We start from the raw sequence: 16,938 nt of genomic DNA, 5'->3' as shown, positions 1-16,938 counted from the left end.
CGGTCACGGCAGGGCGCGGACGGCAGCGACGATGTCGTCCTCCTGCACCAGCACGAGGTCCGCCGCCGGACCGAGCGGGACGTAGCTGTCGTGTGCCCGGACGCTCCGGAGGGGCAGACGGACACCGGCCTCGGCGAGGTGGGCCACGACGGCGTCGGCGATGCCGCCGGCGGTGGTCCGACACTCGTCGACCACGACCACCGCGGCGCAGTCGCGGGCGTGCGCCGCCAGCGCGGCGACCGGCAGCGGGTTCAGCCACCGCAGGTCGAGGACCCGGCACCGCACGCCCTCGGCTGCGAGCCGCCGAGCGGCCCGCAGCGACATCCGCACCCCGTTGCCGTAGGTGACCAGCAGGACGTCGGTGGCATCCGGGTCCCACACGCCGACCTCACCGGGCAGGCACACCTCGTCGACATCGGGGTAGGTCGTCAGCCACCTCTCGTCACCGGGCTCGTACAGGTCGCGCTCGTGGTAGAGGGCGATCGGTTCCAGGAACGCCACGACGCGGCCGTGCGCCGCCGCCATCGCCACGGCACCCCGCAGCATCCTCGCCGCGTCGTCCCCCCGCGACGGGACCGCCAGGATCAGGCCCGGGATGTCGCGCAGGGCACCGATCGAGTCGTCGTTGTGGAAGTGCCCGCCGAAGCCCTTCTGGTAAGCCAGGCCGGCGATCCGCACCACCATTGGGGACCGGTACCGGCCCGCGCTGAAGAACGAGGTCGAGCACGCCTCGCCGCGCAACTGGTCGAGCGCGTTGTGGAGGTAGGCGAGGTACTGGATCTCGGGGATCGGCAGCTGCCCGAGCAGCCCGGTTCCCTGCGCGACACCGAGGATCGTGGTCTCGTCCAGGAGGGTGTCGAAGACCCGGTCAGCGCCGAACCGTGCCTGCAGGCCACGGGTCACGCCGTACACGCCCCCCTTGGCGCCGACGTCCTGTCCGAACACCAGCGCCTCGGGGCGGCGCAACAGCTCGTCGTGCAGCGCCGCGCCGACGTGGGCGGCCAGGGTCCGGCGGGTCGCGGTCGCGGCGGCTTCGGGCAGCGTCCCGCCGAAGCTGGCGGCGCGCACGTCGCCGGCGACCTCGGTGGCCGCGGCGGCACGGGTCGCCGCCTCCCCCTCGGGCCCGTCGCCCGGCGCGAGCGACGCCACCACGGCCGTCACCGACGTGAGCTTGGGACGGGCCGCTGCCCGCGGCGCGAGCTCGGCGACGCGGGCGCGGACGTCGGCGACGATCGTGCGCAGCTGCCGCGGGGTGGCTGCCCCCGTGGCGAGCAGCTGCCGGGCGGTGCGCAGCAGCGGGTCGCGGGCTTCGGTCGCCTCGATCTGCTCGAGGTCGCGGTAGGCGTGCTCGGCGTCGCTGCCGGCGTGGCCCCACAGGCGGACCGTCTCGAGGTGGAGGAACACCGGACCTCGCCGGGACCGGGCGCCGTCGATGGCTGCGTCGGTCGCGGCCCACACCTCGTCGAGGTCACCCGCGGCGTGGACGTACCTGAGGCCGGGGAGGTGCGAGAACGTGCTGGCGATCCACCGGCTCGGGGTGTCCACAGAGATGCCGACGCCGTTGTCCTCGCAGACGAACAGGATGGGTACCGGGTTGCCGCGGCGGCGGGCGTACCGGGCGGCGTTGATGGCGGTCAGCGCGGTGGCGTGGTTGGCCGATGCGTCCCCGAACGAGCACATCACCACGCTGTCACCGGGGATCGGCAGCGGGGCGCCCGTCCGCCCGGAGCGGCCGATGGTGAAGGCCGCGCCCACGGCCTTCGGCAGGTGGGAGGCGATCGTGGACGTCTGGGGCGGGACCCACGCGGTGGGACTGCCCCAGACCTTGTGCCGCCCACCGGACGCCGGGTCCTCCGCGGAGGCGCACAGGCTCAGCAGGGTGTCCCAGACCGGGTCACGGTCGGGCGTGTGACGTGCACGTGCCACCATCAGCCCGCCGGAGCGGTAGTGCAGGAAGCACGGGTCGGTCGGACGCAGCAGCGCGCCGAGGACCGCGTCGTCCTCGTGGCCGGCGCTCGAGATCGTGTAGTGCGCCAGCCCGTCGGCCTTCAGGCGTCGCGCGGCGACGTCGAGCGCTCGTGAGGTGACCTGGTCGGTGAACAGCTCGAGCGCCTGGACGGCGGTCAGCTCGGACCGTCCGGTGAGGCGGTCGGTCGGTGCCAGCGTCACCCCCGGCAGCGCGGTGGTGCCCTCGGCGAGCGCATCGTCGAGCGCTGCCTCGACGACGGCGACACGGTCGTGCTGCACGTGCGGCTCCTCCTGCGCTGGCCCCGCCGCACGCTAGGCGTGTGACGCGCCCGTTCGGGGGCACGGTGCGCGGGCCGTAGGGTGCTGCCCAGAGCGACGAGGAGTGCGTGTGTACGCGGTACTGGCCGGGGGGGTCGGGGCGGCGCGCTTCCTGCGCGGCCTGCTCCGCGTGGTCCCGGCGGACGAAGTGGTCGCCATCGTCAACGTCGGTGACGACCTGACCCACCTCGGCCTGCGGATCTGTCCCGACCTCGACTCGATCACCTACTGGCTCGGCGGCGTGGTCCACCCCGAACAGCAGTGGGGCCGCGCCGACGAGAGCCACGTCGTCGCCGGCGAGCTGGCCAGGCTCGGGCACGAGCCGTGGTTCACCCTCGGCGACCGTGACCTCGGCGTGCACCTGCACCGCACGGCACGGTTGGCCGAGGGGGTGCCCCTGTCGGTGATCACCGACGAGGTCCGACGTGCCTTCGGCGTCGAGGTCCGGCTGCTGCCGGCCACCGATGACCCGGTCGAGACCCGCATCCGGACCGTCGACGGCCGCGACCTGCACTTCCAGGAGTACTGGGTCCGTGAGCGCGCTGCTCCGGAGGTCGCCTCGGTGGTCCTCGCCGGCGCCGACCGCGCCACGGCCGGCCCGGACGTGATCGAGACCCTGCTCGACGCCGAGGCCGTGCTGCTCGCCCCGTCGAACCCGGTGGTCTCGGTGGGCACGATCCTCGCGGTCAACGGCATCGCGGCCGCGCTCCACCAGACCCCGGCACCCGTGGTCGGTGTCTCACCCATCATCGGCGGTGAGGTCGTGCGCGGCATGGCCCACCGGCTGCTACCCGCGGTCGGTGCGGAGGTCTCGGCCGCGGGCGTCGCGCAGCACTACGGCCACCGAGCCGCCGGTGGTGTGCTCGACGGCTGGGTGGTCGACACCCGCGACCAGGATCAGCTCGAGGCCGTGCGCGCGGCCGGCATCGCCGCGCGGGCGACCGACACCATGATGGACGACCCCGAGGTGGCAGCGGCGCTGGCGCGGGTCTGCCTCGACCTGGCCACCGAGCTCGAGGCCGGCGCGTGACGCGACGGATCGAGGTCGTGGCCCTCCCCACCGACGTGCGGTTCGGACCCGGTGATGACCTCGTCGGCGCCCTGCTGGATGCCGCGGCCGACGCTGGCGTGGACCTGCGGGACGGCGACGTGGTCTGCGTGGCCTCCAAGGTGGTCAGTCTGGTCGAGGACGCGACCGTCCCCCTCCCGGACGGCGACCCGCGGACGGCCCGTCGCGAGGTCGCCCGTGCCCACGCGGCCCGCATCGTGGCCGACACACCCGGGGTCCTGGTCACCGAGACGACGCACGGCTTCGTCAGCGCCAACGGCGGGATCGACGCCTCGAACGTCGCCGACACCGACGAGCGGGCCCGCGCGCTGCTGCTGCCGTCGGACCCGGACGCGTCGGCGGCTCGCGTGCGTGACGGGCTGCGCGCCCGCACCGGTGTCGAGGTCGGGGTCATCGTCACCGACACCTTCGGCCGACCCTGGCGGCTCGGCCAGACCGAGGTCGCCCTCGGCGTGGCCGGGACGGCGGCCGTCCGCGACGAGCGTGGCGGCACCGACCTCGACGGTGCCCTGCTCGAGGTCACGGAGGCCGCGGTCGCCGACGAGGTTGCCGGCGCGGCGGACCTGGTGCGGACCAAGGCGAGCGGCACGCCGTTCGTGCTGGTCCGGGGCCTGGACGCGACGAGCCCCCACGGCACCGGTCAGGACCTCGTCCGCCCCGCGGACCAGGACCTGTTCCGCACGGGCGGCCCCACCGCAGCCGAGGCAGCGATCGGGGGCCGGCGCACGGTGCGGCTGTTCGACCCGGCACGGCCGGTGCCCGAGGGACCCCTGCACGCCGCCGTCGCCGCCGCGGCGACCGCACCGGCACCCCACCACACCAGGCCCTGGCGGGTCCTACGCCTCGCCGACACGACCCGCGCCCGGCTGCTCGACGCCATGGCGACGCGGTGGCGGCAGGACCTGGCGGGCGACGGCACCGATCCCGCGGTGATCGCCCGCCGCCTGGCTCGTTCGGACGCGGTCCTGCGTGCGGCGCCGACGCTGCTGGTGCCGTTCGTGACCCTCGACGGCGCCCACCACTACCCCGACGAGCGACGTACCACCGGCGAGCGCGACCTGTTCGTCCTGTCCGGCGGAGCCGCGCTCCAGAACCTCCAGGTGGTCCTGGCAGCCCACGGGCTCGGGGCGGCGTGGATCTCCTCGACCGCGTTCTGCCCCGACACCGTTCGCGAGGTCCTGGAGCTGCCGGGGACCTGGCAGCCGCTCGGTGCCGTGGCCGTCGGGTACCCCTCGCCCGAAGCCGGATCCCCGAGACCACGCCCGCCGGTCGACGTGACCGAGCTGCTGCTCGACCGCTGAGGCGGCCGGGACGGGTGCCCGTCGAGCCATCACGGTCGGTGACCACGCTGCCCATCGGTACCCTGGCCGCTTCCCGTGCCTGTACGACGACGGAGTGCCTCACGTGGCCGAGCGCGAACGCATGACCAACAAGGAACGCCGCGCGGCGGGCCGCGAGGAGCGCAAGCGCAAGGAGGCCGAGGCGAAGGCCAAGGCCAAGCGCGACCAGATCCGCAACAGCGCCATCACGGCGGTCGTCGTGCTGATCGTCGGTGTGATCGTCTTCCAGGCGGTCAGGCCGGACCCTGCCGTCCTCGACGAAGCGATCCTGGTCAGCTCCGAGGCCGCCGAGGAGGCGCGCGAGGCCGCCGGCTGCGAGATGCTCGCCGAGCGCGATCCGCTGCCCGAGCGCTACCACTTCGAGGCCTCCGCCGCCCCGGATCCCGACACGATCTACCCCGACATCCGTCCGACGCACTCCGGGCCGCACACCGTGCAGACCACACCGGCCAGCCTCGACGGGTTCTCCCGGCAGATCGACGAGCGGTCCAGCACCCACAACCTCGAACACGGTGCGGTGATCGTCTGGCACGACCCGGACCAGACCGACGGCGGCGAGATCGCCCGCTGGGGCGAGGTGCTCAACGCCAACGGCTTCGGCGACACCGCCGCGAGGACCGGCTCGGCGATCCTGACCGCGCCGTACGAGGACCCGGGTATCAGCTCGGGCAAGGCGATCGCGTTCCGTGCCTGGGGCACCGCGATGGACTGCGACGAGTTCGACCAGACCGTCGCCAACGCGTTCGTCGCCCAGAACTTCGGGACGCGCGGCATCGGTCCGGAGCGCCACCACTACCCCGCCGACACCCTCGAGTTCAGCGACCTCGACGTGGGTGACACCCCCAGCGAGGAAGCGCCGATCGACGGCGACATGCCCGAGACCGTGCCCGAGGACGAACTCGAGGACGAGTTGGGTGAGGAGAACGTCGAGGACGCCACCGACGAGATCGAGGACGGCGACCAGGAAGCCGCCGACGGCGAGGGCTGACCCGGACGACGCGACCCCCTCGGACCCCGCCGACGCCGGCGGGGTCCGTCAGGTCGGGGGGCGGCCGCCACCTGCGACACCGGGGGCGCGGCCTCGGACCCGCCGCCACCAGGTGGCGATCCACGGGCCCCAGACGAAGGGCTCGAACCAGCGCTCGACGACCGCCCTGGCCGGGACGCGAGCTCGCGCCTCCAGCTCGCGGTGGCGGGACCGGGCGGCGCCCCAACCCCGACGCACCCTGCGCAGGGCGGGCAGCCAGGCCGACGGGACGGTCAGCAGCAGCTCGCCGAGCTTCAGCGTGGTGGTGGCCAGCACCACGGGCCAGGAGCGGCCGATGGTCCGTGACGTGTCGTGGGTACCCACGACCAGCAGCCGGTTGGCGGCGTTGAGCTCCTCGACGAACGCGCTGCGTCGAGGTCCGGCGCCGCCCCGCTCGTGCGTCGCGGTCGCGGCCGGCTCGTAGCGGCTGCGCCACCCGAGGCGCTGCAGCCGCCAGGCGAGGTCGACGTCGTCGAAGTAGGCGAACAGGTCCTCGGTCAGGGCCCGCCTCGTCCACGGCCCCTCCCCCGCCCATGCGACGTCCTCGAGCGCAGCGGTGCGCAGCAGCGCGCAGGCGCCGGTGACACCGAACACCTCGCCGGCAGAGCGCTCGACATCGGCGGCGCGGCGCCCCTCGTCCCGGTCACGGAACAGCCGGGCCCGGGTCGCCACCACGCCGGTCGAGTCGACGATCACGCCACCGTCAGCCGTCCGGACGTTGCGGTCGAGCCGACCCTGGACCGACGCGCATCGTGGCTCGGTGTCGAGCACGGCCACGAGCCGGGCCAGATGGTCCGGGTCCGGGACGCAGTCCACGTTGACCAACCAGACCGCGTCGGCCGGTCGCGGAGCAGCCACCAGTCCGTCGTGGACACCCCCGGCGAACCCCCGGTTGGTCGGGTTGGCGACGACCGTCAGCGGGTGGCGGCGGGCAGCAGCAGCGGCGGTGGTGAGCAGCTCGAGGCTGCCGTCCCCCGAGGCGTTGTCGACCACCACCACGTCGAGGTCGACGTGGCTCTGGGCGTCCAGCGCGGCCAAGCACGCGTCGAGCTGGTCGACCTGCCGCCAGCTGACGACCACCGCGACGACCCGGGCGATGCGCCGCACGGGGACCGGAGGCCGGCCGACCTCAGGCACCGCTGCGGCGACGGCGTTCGATGCGCGCCAGGGGGATGGGCCCCGTCGTCGTCGAGTCACCGAGACGCCGAACGGGACCCTCGGTCACCGCGGACGAGCCGCCGAGGTCCACCAGCCCGGCGCCTCCCGGGGCGGGCCGGACGGCGAACCTGGCGGCGTCGGCGGCCACGGCCCAGGTCTCGCGCGCGGCACGGTCGGTGACCGAGACGGCGATCGTGAAGTGCCCGGCGAGGAGCCGCGCTGCGAAGCGCACGTCGACGGTGGCCTCCTGCTCGGGTGCGAGCGGTCCGATCCCGATGCCCTGCCAGGTGGTGTGCAGCTCGTAGAGGTGGGTGCCGTCGCCGCGGCTGACGGCGATCCCCACGCCGCAGGTGCCGATGTCCTCGAGCGCACGGAGCCTGACGCGCAGCGTCATCGCGGCGGACGGGGACACCTCGGTGACCGGATCGCCGTCGGAGTCGAGGAGCAGGACCTCCTCGATACGCACCCGCCGCGAGGTTCGCGAGGGCGCCCGGGGTGCCGCCGCCGATGCCACCCGCTGCCGGTACAGCTCGACCCCCTCGCTCACGTTGCCGTCGAAGACCATCCGCCCATGGTCGAGCACGATGGCCCGGTCGCACATCTCACGGACGGCGTCGAGGTCGTGGCTGACGAGCACGAAGGTCTTGCCCGCGTCGCGGAACCGCTTCATCCGGTCGAGGCTACGGTCCTGGAACTCCGCGTCACCGACGGCCAGCACCTCGTCGACCAGGAGGATGTCGGGGTCGACGGTGACCGCGATCGCGAACCCGAGACGGACGTACAGGCCCGAGGAGTAGGTCCGCACCGCCGTGTCGAGCAGCGGGCGGATGCCCGCGACGTCGACGATCTCGTCGAAACGGTCGTCGATCTCGCTGCGGGACAGGCCGAGGATCGCCCCGTTGAGGTAGATGTTCTCGCGGCCGGACAGGTCGCCGTGGAACCCGGCGCCCAGTTCGAGCAGCGACGCGACGCGACCGTTGGTGATCGCCACGCCCTGGTCCGGCGGCAGGATCCGGGCGAGGATCTTGAGCAGGGTCGACTTGCCGCTGCCGTTGTGGCCGATGACGGCGACCGATTCGCCGTGGTGGATGGTGAAGGAGACGTCCTCGAGGGCGTTGAAGTCGGTGTAGCTCGACCGGCGCATACGGGCGAGCCGTTCCTTCAGGCCGCTCGGACGCTCGTGGAACAACCGGAAGGTCTCGGTGACCCCGTCGACGACGATGGCTGGGCGCGACGGATCGAGCGCACCGGCGAACCGGTCGCGGAGCCCGGCGACGTTCGGCGGGCGGAACCTCGGGTCACGGTCGGGCACGGTCAGACCTCCTTGGCGAAGGTCCGGGCACGTCGCAGGAACACGGTGTATCCCACCGCGAACGCGCCGACGGCCCACAGCAGCAGGATGGCGATGGTGCCGAGCGAGGGCCACGTCGGCAGCATCGAGACGACGGGCTCGCCGCTGCCCGCCGCACTGACGACCACGTCGCCGTAGAGGGGCGCCCGGAACGCTTCGACGAACCAGGTCATCGGGTTCGCGCGGAGGATCATGACGAGCCACTCCAGCCGGTGCCCCTGCAGCTCGGCCTCGACGAGCGCCAGCGGGTACAGCACCGGGGTGGTGTAGAACCAGACGAGGTAGAGGACGACGAACAGCTCCTGCAGGTCGCGGAAGACGACGTTCACACCGGCGAGCAGCATCGCCACGCCCGACGTGAAGACGGTCAGCAGCGCGATGGCGAGCAACGTGGCCGGCAGGTGGGTCAGGACCGTCCAGCCACGCGTCGCGATCAGGTACGGGCTGACCACCAGCAACGCGAGCAGCAGGTGGGCGAGCTGGCTGAACACGTGCGACAGGGGTAGCACCTCGCGCGGGAAGTACACCTTCTTGACGAGGTCACCGTTGCCGACGATGGAGTGGATCGCGCCCTGGCAGGAGTTCTGGAAGAACTGCCACAGCAGGTAACCGGCGAGGAAGAAGGCGGCGAAGTCCTCGACCGGGATGCGGATCACGATGCCGAACACGATGCTGAAGACCACGGTCATCAGCGCCGGGGTCAGCATCGACCACAGGAACCCGAGGCTCGAGTTCTTGTAGCGGACCTTCAGCTCCTTGCGCACGAGCTGCTCGAGCAGCTCGCGCGCGCGCCACAGCTCACCGAGCTTGCTGGACGGCGACCGCAGACCGCGGCGGCCGGTGGGTCCGCCCACCGGTGCGTCGACCGCCAACTGCCGCTCCTCGCGTCCGCGTCGCGCTGTCCAGCTCCGACCGCCGCTCAGGCCGCCGGATCCGGTACCCGGGCCCCGTCAGGGACGGGCGACGCCGGGTCCAACCGGACGTCGTCACCGAGGACGACGTCACGCCCGAGGACCGTACCCGACGCCACGCGCGCACCCTGGCCCGCCAACAGGCGGTGCGCGACGACGTCCGCGCCGAGGTGCACCCGATCGGCCAGCACGCTGTCGACGACGTTGCTGTCCTCGCCCACGGTCCCGCCGGCACCGATCACCACGTACGGCCCCACGCTGGCCCCCCGTTCCACCCGGGCGCCGCGCTGCAACAGCACGGGGCCGACGAGCCGCGCGTCGTCCGCCACCCACGCGTCGCTCGCGATGCGCACGCCGCCTCCGGCGTCGCCGACGGCGTCGAGCGACGGCCAGGCCAGCTCCCCGTCGAGCGCGAGGCGGTGGCCGGTCAGGTAGCGCTCCGGCGTCCCGAGGTCGGCCCAGGCAGCGTCGCTGACGAACCCCTCGACACGCTGGCCGGCGGCGACCAACTGCGGGAAGACCTGCCGCTCGAAGGACAGCCGACCGACGGGGAAGCCCGAGAGGGCGCCGGGTTCGAGCACGTAGGTGCCGGCGTTGACGGCGTCCTGGCCCGGCAGCGTCCCGGGGTCGGGCTTCTCGACGAACGCGGTGATACGGGTGCCGTCGAGGACGCAGACACCGAAGCTGGAGGTGTCCTCGACGCGCGTGAGCACCAGGGTGGCCGCCGCATCGGCGTCGCGGTGCGCGGCGATCGCGGCGGCGAGATCGACGTCGGTCAGGATGTCGCCGTTGAGGACCAGGAACGTGCCGGTGACCCGGTCGAGGGCGGCGCGCACACCCCCCGCGGTGTCGAGCGGCGTCGGTTCGGGCACGAACTCGAGGGTGACCCCGAGCGCATCGGCGTGGGGCTCGAGCACCTCGAACGGGATCGGGTCGGCACCGACGACCAGGAGCACCCGCTCGACGCCGACGGCGGCCAGGCGAGCGAGGACCCCCACCAGGAACGGCTCGCCGCAGAACGGCAGCAGTGGCTTGGGAGTCGTGGTCGTCAGGGGCCGCAGCCGGGTACCGGCTCCGCCGGCCACGATGCAGGCCTCGCGCACGGTCACGGGGAGCTCCGAGGGGGACGGCGTGGGACGGGCGGAGAGAGCGGTGCGAGGCGAGGGCTCACTCGCCGGTCGTGCTGCGACCGCGCCCGATGCTGCGCTCGGCGACGTAGGTGACCACGACCCAGGCGGCGAGAGCGAGGCGGACCAACGGCCGTAGCGCGCGGCCGGACGCACCGTAGCGACGGCCCACGTAGCGGTCGAGGCCACGGGCGTGCCACACCAGAGCGCGCCACCGCCGTCCCGAGGTGGACGCCCCGACGCGGTGGACCACCGTCGTCCGCGGGTCGTACCGGACACGCCACCCCGCGTCCTGGAGCCGGGCGGCGAGGTCGACGTCCTCGAGGTAGAGCGGGTAACCCGGATCGAACCCGTCGACCGCGTCGAAGGCGGTGCGGCGGACCGCCAGGGCGCACCCCGACACCCACCCGACGTCGCGAGCGACCGTCGGGTCGTGGTCGGTCTGCCGGTAGCGGGCCGTCCAACGGTTCCCCGGCACGATCCAGCGCAGCAGCGCGTGCAGCACGGCGGTCAGGGGGTCGGGCAGGGCCCGTGCGGACGCCTGGGGCCGGCCATCGGGGTAGACCACACGCGGCCCTGCGAGCCCGACCTCCGGGCCAGCGGTGGCCGCGGCTGCCATGGCTGCGGGCCCGTCGCCGTCGAACCTGACGTCGGCGTTGGCGACCACCGCCACCTCGGTGTCGGTGGCCCGGACGCCGGCGTTCGCGCCACGTCCGAACCCGGCGTTGGCCAGCTCGAGGACCCGCACGTGCGGGAACGCCGCGCGGACGGCCGCGGCCGTCCCGTCGCGTGAGCCGGTGTCGACCAGGACGGCGGGCACGTCGGAGGGGATCGAGGCGAGGCAGCCGAGCGCCTCGTCGCGGGTCTCGTGGCTCACCACGACGACCGCGACACGCACGTCGTCGCGGGCGGGCGGCGGCGCCCCGGCGGTCACCCCTCGGCCCGTCCCGCGTCGGCGAGCTCGGCGAGCAGACGAGCGAGGCCGTCCCGCCACTGCGGCAGGGCCGGCACGCCGCTGAGGCGGGCGTGGCGGGTGTCCAGGACGGACCAGGCGGGCCGCGGCGCGGGCCGGTCCAACGCGGTCGAGGGCTGGGCGGCGAGGTCGACCTCCAGGCCAGCGAGTTCGAACGTGGCCGACGCGAGGTCGAACCAGGACGCCTGGCCGGCGTTGACCACGTGGTAGGTGCCGGAGCGCCGCGCGACCGCGAGGTGGCGCAGCGCGGGTGCGAGGTCGGCGGTGAACGTCGGCGACCCGATCTGGTCGTCGACCACCTGCAGGGCGCCGCCTTCGCGGGCCACACGCAGCATCGTGCGCACGAAGTTGTTGCCGCCGCCGCCGCCGGCCAGCCACGCCGTGCGCACGATCACGTGCTCGGCGAGGGTCTGGGCGACCAGGCGCTCGCCGGCCAGCTTCGAGGCGCCGTAGACGCTGCGCGGCGCGACCGGGTCGGTCTCGATCCACGGCCGCGGCGCGCCGGTGCCGTCACGGGGCGCCTCACCGTCGAAGACGTAGTCGGTCGACACGTGCACCAACCTGGCATCGACGTCACGACACGCGCGGGCCAGCCACCACGGGCCCAGCGCGTTGACCGCGTGCGCCCGATCGGGATCGGATTCGCACCCGTCCACATCGGTCCAGGCTGCCGTGTTGATCACGACCTCGGGCGCCACCTGCCGCACGGTGGCGACCACGGCCGCTTCGTCGGCGATGTCCAGGTCGGCCCGGGTGAGGGCAACGACCTCGTCGTCGCGGCAGGCGGCCAGCAGATCGTGGGCGAGCTGGCCACCCGCGCCGGTCACCAGCACGCGCACGCTCAGCCCTTCGCCGACGGTGCGGTGCCACGGCGTGCCGAGGCGCCACCTGCCTTCAGCGGTCGCCACCAGTCCTCGTTGGTCCGGTACCACGCGACGGTGCCGTCCAGCGCCTCGTCCAGGCTGTGCGCCGGGCTCCAGCCGAGCGCCCGCACCTTGGTGGTGTCCACCGCGTAGCGCAGGTCGTGACCCGGCCGGTCGGGCACGTGCTCGATCATGTCCTCATCCGCCCCGAGCCGCTCGAGCAGCCGGAAGGTCAGCTCGCGGTTGGTCAGCTCGTTGCCGGCCCCGACGTTGTAGACCTCGCCGGGGACGCCCTCGGTCAGCACCAGCCACTGCGCCGCGACGTTGTCGGCCACGTAGGTCCAGTCCCGCACGTTGCGGCCATCGCCGTACAGCGGGACCTTCAGGCCGTCGATCAGGTTGGTCACGAACAGCGGGATCATCTTCTCGGGGAAGTGGAACGGTCCGAAGTTGTTGGCCGTGCGCGTGACCGTGATCGGGTAGCCGTAGGTCACGCCGTAGGACCGCGCGAGCAGGTCGGCCGCGGCCTTGGACGCCGAGTAGGGCGAGTTCGGCTCGAGCGCGTCACCCTCCACGAACCGGTCCGGCTCGTCGACCGAGCCGTAGACCTCGTCGGTCGAGATGTGCAGCACCCGGTCGACCTCGGCCCGGCGGCACGCCTCGAACACCACCCCGGCCCCGGACACGTTGGTGCGCAGGAACTCGGCCGGCCCGTCGATCGACCGATCCACGTGCGACTCCGCCGCGAAGTGCACCACCGCATCGACACGACCGTGGCCCGAGCCCGAACCGACCCCGGTCACGAGCTCGTCGACCAGGCCCGCATCGCACACATCACCGTGCACGAACCGGTACCGCGGATCGTCGGCGACGTCCACCAGCGACGCCAGGTTGCCGGCGTAGGTCAACGCGTCCAGGTTCGTCACCCGCACGTCCGGCTGGGTCTGCAGGACGTGGCGCACGAAGTTGGCGCCGATGAACCCCGCCCCACCGGTCACCAGCACGTGCATCAGGACCCCTCCGCCAGCTCGACGTCGCTGTGGTCACCGAGCAACAGCCGGTGCGCGGCCGGGCGCCGCGCACCACGACTGACACGGACCTCGCGGCCGAGCAAGGACGCCTCGATCCGCGGCACGTCCGTCAGCACACAACCCTGCATCAGCACCGAGAACTCGACCTCCGACCGGGTGACCACGCACCCCTCGGCGATCGACGTGAACGGCCCCACGTAGCTGTCGACGATCCGAGCATCCGCACCGATGACCGCCGGCCCTCGCAGCACCGAGCCCGTCACCACCGCGCCGGCCTCGACCACCACCGCGCCGGTGACCGTCGAGTCCTGATCGACATCACCGTCGATCCGCTGGGTCACGGTGCCGAGCACGATCCGGTTGGCGTCGAGCAGCTCGTCCTTCTTGCCGGTGTCCAGCCACCACCCCTCCACCCGCGAGGCCCGGACGGTCTGGCCATCGTCGAGCAGCTGCTGGATCGCATCGGTGATCTCCAGCTCCCCACGAGCCGACGGGCTGATCCGACGCGCCGCATCCACGATCGCCGACGTGAACAGGTAGACCCCCACCAACGCCAGATCCGACGGCGGATCGGCCGGCTTCTCCACCAACCGTTCGATCGTGCCGTCGTCGGCCAGCACCGCCACACCGAACCGCTCCGGATCGGGAACCTGCTTGAGCAGCAGCTGCGCCGCCGGCCGATCCCGCTCGAAGGACGCGACCAGATCCCCGATCCCACCCTCGATCAGGTTGTCCCCCAGGAACATCACGAAGTCCTCGTCCCCGAGGAAGTCCGCCGCCGTCAGCACCGCGTGCGCCAACCCCAACGGCGCCTCCTGACGCAGGTAGGTCACCGAGATCCCCAGCGCCGACCCATCACCCACCGCAGCCTCGATGTCGGCCGCCGTGTCCCCCACGATGATCCCGACCTCGGTGACCCCCGCGTCACGGATCTGCTCGAGCCCGTAGAACAGGATCGGCTTGTTGGCCACCGGCACCAACTGCTTCGCGCTGGTCGAGGTGATCGGACGCAGACGCGTCCCCGCACCACCAGCCAGGACCAGCGCTCTCACGGTGCCTCCGCGGCGGTCGTGGTGCCGTCGGTGGTGACCCCACCGGCGTCCGCTCCGACGGCGACGATCACGTCGGTGCCGTCCGGGGCGGTGATGCCCGCGGGCAGGGGCCGCACCTCGGCGCCGAGGTGGGCCGCGACCCGCTCCGCCTCGGTCGTCTTCCCCTCGCGTGCGTAGACGGTCGTGGTCGTGGTCGCGTGGATCCGTTCGGACGCCGACGACCAGCCGACGACCGCGTAGTTGGCGAACACGAGCGTCGGCCCGAGCACGTTGCGGGCGGCGCTCTGGTTCTGCCCGGGGATCATGGCGACGGTGATCTCCGCCGCCTCCTCCCGGGTGGCGGTCTCGGGCAGCGGACGTCCCGAGGCGATGGCCTCGGCCAGCGCCTTCGCCCCGGGTTCGTAGGGCAGCACGTACGAGCCGCGCGGCAGGTTGCTGCTGGCGGGCAGGTCGACCGCGTACGACGGGAAGGTGCGCATCGGTACGCCCCCCGTCACCACGGTGCGCAGGTCGTTGGCGAGGTAGCGCATCTCCTGCAGACCGAGCCCGTCGTCGGTGGTCAGGCTTCCGGTGACGTCGTCGACGAGGCGCAGGAGCCGGGCCGGGTTGGCGAGGTTGCCGGTCTCGGCCAGCTCGCCGAGCACCGCCCTGATGAAGGTCTGCTGGCGATCGATCCGCACGTAGTCGCCGTGGGTGCCCTGCCGGGAGCGCACGAAAGACAACGCCTCGACCGGGTCCATCTCGTAGACCCCGGGCTCGGTGAAGTTGGCGCCGGACTTCCTGTCGACGAGCGGTTCGTCGAGTTCGATGGTCACCCCACCGAGGGTCTCCACCACGTCGATGAACCCACCGAGCGAGATCTTCGCGTAGTGGTTGGTGGTCAGCCCGTAGGTGCGCCGCAGCGCCTCGACGACCGGCTCGGGGCCACCGGCGAAGACGTTGGTGACCTTGGTCAGCGATCCGTCCTCCCGCTCGACCACCAGGTCGCGCGGGATCGAGATCAACGTCACCTGGGACCGGTCCTGGCTGACGGTGACGTAGATCATCGTGTCGCTGCGCTGCCCGCCGAACTGTTCCTCGGTCCCGAGGGTGAGTTCGCGCTGCTCCTCGCGCGACAGACCGGACCGGTCGTCGGAGCCCACCACGAGGAAGTGGCGCGCGTCGGACGGGCTGCCCACCGCCTCGAGCGAACCCACCGCCACCCGGGTCAGGTTGGCGTCGGCCTGCCGGTACAGCAGGTAGCCGGTGGTCCCGAGGGCGGTCACGGCGGCGATGGCGAGGATGCCGAGCGCGGCCAGGAGCCGTCGGACGAGCCGGTGGCGCGAACCGCCCCCGACGGTCGGCCCCCACGGACCGGGGTCACCGCCCACCAACGTGCCGATCACGATCCACCCCCGGTGTCCAGGTCCGCCCCGCCGATGACCCGGATCGAGACCGGCTCACCCTCGAAGGTCGGCTGGCGTTCGTCCGCCACGAGGTCCACGTCACCGAGCTCGCGGGCGATCAGGATCGCCGCGGCCTCGACGGCGGGATCGTCGGGACCGTAGATGACCTGGGTCCGCTCGACGTCGAACGTGGGCGCGTTCTCGGTCCCGACGACGCGAACGCCGAGCGCCGACAGCTGTGCCTCGAGGTCGGCGGCGTACCCGGCGGTCCCGGTCCCGTTCTGGACCGAGACCGTCGCCGCCGCGAGGAAGGCGGCCTCGTCGTCATCCGCCGAGGCCTCCGGGACCCCACCTTCACGGAGCACCGCGAAGCGGGTGGCCGCCTGTTCCGGCAGCACGAGGAGGCGGCCCGTGTCGGGGTTGACCACCCCCGGCAGCTGCACGATCGCGACCGCACCAGTGGTGCTGAGCTGCTCGGCGAGGGGGAGGAGGGCGCCGCCCCGCAGGTTCGCATCGGTGGTGACGTCCGCAGCGATGATGTCGATAACGCGCTTGCTGGCCAGCGGCGAGGTGATGGCGCCCACCGGGTCGGTCGCCGCACCGAGGCCGCGCAGGAGGGCGGCCACCTCGTCGAGCGCGCGGGCGACGTCGGCGGGCGCCGCGTCGTCGGTGAGCAACCCCGCGAGGGTGGTCGTGGCCTGGGCGTGATCCACCGTGGTACAGCCGGTCGTGCACACCTCGATCGGTCCGAGGGCTTCGACCAACTGCGGGAGGGTCGTCTCGGAGGCGATGACGACGTGATCGACGTCGATCTCGGTGTAGTCGACGACCGTCCGCAGGAGCACGTCGGGACCGCCGGCCGCGTGGACCTGGGCGAGCGTCATCGGGGCCTCGCCCTCGACGCTGACGGGCAGCTGTGAGGGTAGGACGAGGACGGCCGCGTCGTCACCGCGAGGGCCGCCGACCTGGACGAGGGCGACCGGCCCGGCGAGGGGGACTCCGGCCGGGTCGGTGGCGTCGCGAGGGGGAGTGAGGGCGATCAGGACGGTGGTGGTCCCTTCGGGGGAGGTCGCACCGCCTGCGCCGAGCGCCTCGTCACCCTCGGCAGCCAGCGACGGCAGCTCGGTGCCACCGAGCCGGGCCCAGGCGTAGGCCCACAGCAGCCCGCCGGACAGGGCCAGGAGGACCACGGCGAGCAGCGCCACGATCAACAGGCCCACGACGACGCGGACCCACCGACGTCGCTGGGGACGGCGGGCGGTCGAGAAGGTCAGCGAGCGTGAACCGGTCACGGCGCAGCAGCACCTCGGGGGCGGCGAACGAGGGGGGAGCACGTCGGACGTCGAGCGAGACGCCCGCCGGAGC

The 16,938-nt window shown here is 73.1% G+C and carries 14 protein-coding genes; 3 read left to right on the top strand and 11 right to left on the bottom strand.

Going from position 1 to position 16,938, the window contains the following annotated elements:
- Positions 1 to 3: 3 nt before the first annotated feature.
- Positions 4 to 2,247: a thiamine pyrophosphate-dependent enzyme gene (locus NITAL_RS10280; RefSeq protein WP_211262322.1), complete on the bottom strand. Its 2,244-nt coding sequence runs from the start codon at positions 2,245 to 2,247 to the stop codon at positions 4 to 6.
- Between the two features lie 103 nt (positions 2,248 to 2,350).
- On the opposite strand from NITAL_RS10280, the gene cofD reads away from it, so the two are divergent.
- The 3 genes from cofD to NITAL_RS10265 all read left to right on the top strand — a co-directional run bounded on the left by cofD (position 2,351) and on the right by NITAL_RS10265 (position 5,683).
- A complete protein-coding gene (gene cofD, locus NITAL_RS10275; RefSeq protein ID WP_052666154.1) occupies positions 2,351 to 3,316 on the top strand; it encodes a 2-phospho-L-lactate transferase in 966 nt (321 codons plus the stop codon).
- Positions 3,313 to 4,656, top strand: coding sequence for a coenzyme F420-0:L-glutamate ligase (locus tag NITAL_RS10270; protein ID WP_052666153.1), 1,344 nt, complete (start codon positions 3,313 to 3,315; stop codon positions 4,654 to 4,656). Before cofD ends, NITAL_RS10270 begins: the two co-directional genes overlap by 4 nt.
- 103 nt (positions 4,657 to 4,759) lie before the next feature.
- Positions 4,760 to 5,683: a DUF3105 domain-containing protein gene (locus NITAL_RS10265; protein ID WP_052666152.1), complete on the top strand. Its 924-nt coding sequence runs from the start codon at positions 4,760 to 4,762 to the stop codon at positions 5,681 to 5,683.
- 48 nt (positions 5,684 to 5,731) lie between these two features.
- Here NITAL_RS10265 and NITAL_RS10260 read toward each other — a convergent pair whose 3' ends face one another.
- The 10 genes from NITAL_RS10260 to NITAL_RS10215 all read right to left on the bottom strand — a co-directional run bounded on the left by NITAL_RS10260 (position 5,732) and on the right by NITAL_RS10215 (position 16,865).
- Complete coding sequence (locus tag NITAL_RS10260) at positions 5,732 to 6,829, bottom strand: glycosyltransferase (protein WP_052666151.1); 1,098 nt, start codon at positions 6,827 to 6,829, stop codon at positions 5,732 to 5,734.
- Positions 6,830 to 6,851: 22 nt separating this feature from the next.
- Entirely contained in the window at positions 6,852 to 8,024 is a 1,173-nt protein-coding gene (locus tag NITAL_RS10255; protein WP_425413691.1) for an ABC transporter ATP-binding protein, read from the bottom strand.
- A gap of 170 nt (positions 8,025 to 8,194) precedes the next feature.
- Positions 8,195 to 9,103 (bottom strand): ABC transporter permease, encoded by a 909-nt coding sequence (locus tag NITAL_RS10250; protein ID WP_052666149.1) that lies wholly within the window; start codon positions 9,101 to 9,103, stop codon positions 8,195 to 8,197.
- A 47-nt stretch (positions 9,104 to 9,150) separates the two neighbouring features.
- The gene (locus tag NITAL_RS10245) at positions 9,151 to 10,251 is read right to left on the bottom strand and encodes a nucleotidyltransferase family protein (RefSeq protein WP_052666148.1); all 1,101 of its coding nucleotides are present in this window, start codon (positions 10,249 to 10,251) and stop codon (positions 9,151 to 9,153) included.
- A gap of 58 nt (positions 10,252 to 10,309) precedes the next feature.
- On the bottom strand, positions 10,310 to 11,203 hold the full coding sequence (locus tag NITAL_RS10240) for a glycosyltransferase (RefSeq protein ID WP_052666147.1): 894 nt from the start codon (positions 11,201 to 11,203) through the stop codon (positions 10,310 to 10,312).
- The gene (gene rfbD / locus NITAL_RS10235) at positions 11,200 to 12,150 is read right to left on the bottom strand and encodes a dTDP-4-dehydrorhamnose reductase (protein ID WP_211262320.1); all 951 of its coding nucleotides are present in this window, start codon (positions 12,148 to 12,150) and stop codon (positions 11,200 to 11,202) included. The genes NITAL_RS10240 and rfbD overlap by 4 nt, the downstream gene beginning before the upstream one ends.
- On the bottom strand, positions 12,084 to 13,115 hold the full coding sequence (gene rfbB / locus NITAL_RS10230) for a dTDP-glucose 4,6-dehydratase (protein ID WP_052666146.1): 1,032 nt from the start codon (positions 13,113 to 13,115) through the stop codon (positions 12,084 to 12,086). The genes rfbD and rfbB overlap by 67 nt, the downstream gene beginning before the upstream one ends.
- Positions 13,115 to 14,188 (bottom strand): glucose-1-phosphate thymidylyltransferase, encoded by a 1,074-nt coding sequence (locus NITAL_RS10225; RefSeq protein ID WP_052666145.1) that lies wholly within the window; start codon positions 14,186 to 14,188, stop codon positions 13,115 to 13,117. Before NITAL_RS10225 ends, rfbB begins: the two co-directional genes overlap by 1 nt.
- Complete coding sequence (locus NITAL_RS10220; protein WP_052666144.1) at positions 14,185 to 15,573, bottom strand: LCP family protein; 1,389 nt, start codon at positions 15,571 to 15,573, stop codon at positions 14,185 to 14,187. The genes NITAL_RS10225 and NITAL_RS10220 overlap by 4 nt, the downstream gene beginning before the upstream one ends.
- Positions 15,570 to 16,865 carry an LCP family protein gene (locus tag NITAL_RS10215; RefSeq protein WP_052666143.1) on the bottom strand — a complete coding sequence of 432 codons (1,296 nt, stop codon included), beginning with the start codon at positions 16,863 to 16,865 and terminating at the stop codon, positions 15,570 to 15,572. Before NITAL_RS10215 ends, NITAL_RS10220 begins: the two co-directional genes overlap by 4 nt.
- Positions 16,866 to 16,938: the final 73 nt, after the last annotated feature.

Origin of the sequence: Nitriliruptor alkaliphilus DSM 45188 (genome assembly GCF_000969705.1) — a bacterium.
In the GTDB taxonomy this organism is placed as follows: Bacteria; Actinomycetota; Nitriliruptoria; order Nitriliruptorales; family Nitriliruptoraceae; genus Nitriliruptor; species Nitriliruptor alkaliphilus.
Note: the sequence above shows the minus strand (reverse complement) of the source record. Positions and strands in the feature narration are given on the sequence as shown.

Excerpts from the sequence above, each read along its gene's own strand:
- rfbB (WP_052666146.1), bottom strand. The coding sequence starts at position 13,115 with ATGCACGTGCTGGTGACCGGTGGGGCGGGGTTCATCGGCGCCAACTTC.
- NITAL_RS10255 (WP_425413691.1), bottom strand. The coding sequence starts at position 8,024 with ATGCGCCGGTCGAGCTACACCGACTTCAACGCCCTCGAGGACGTCTCC.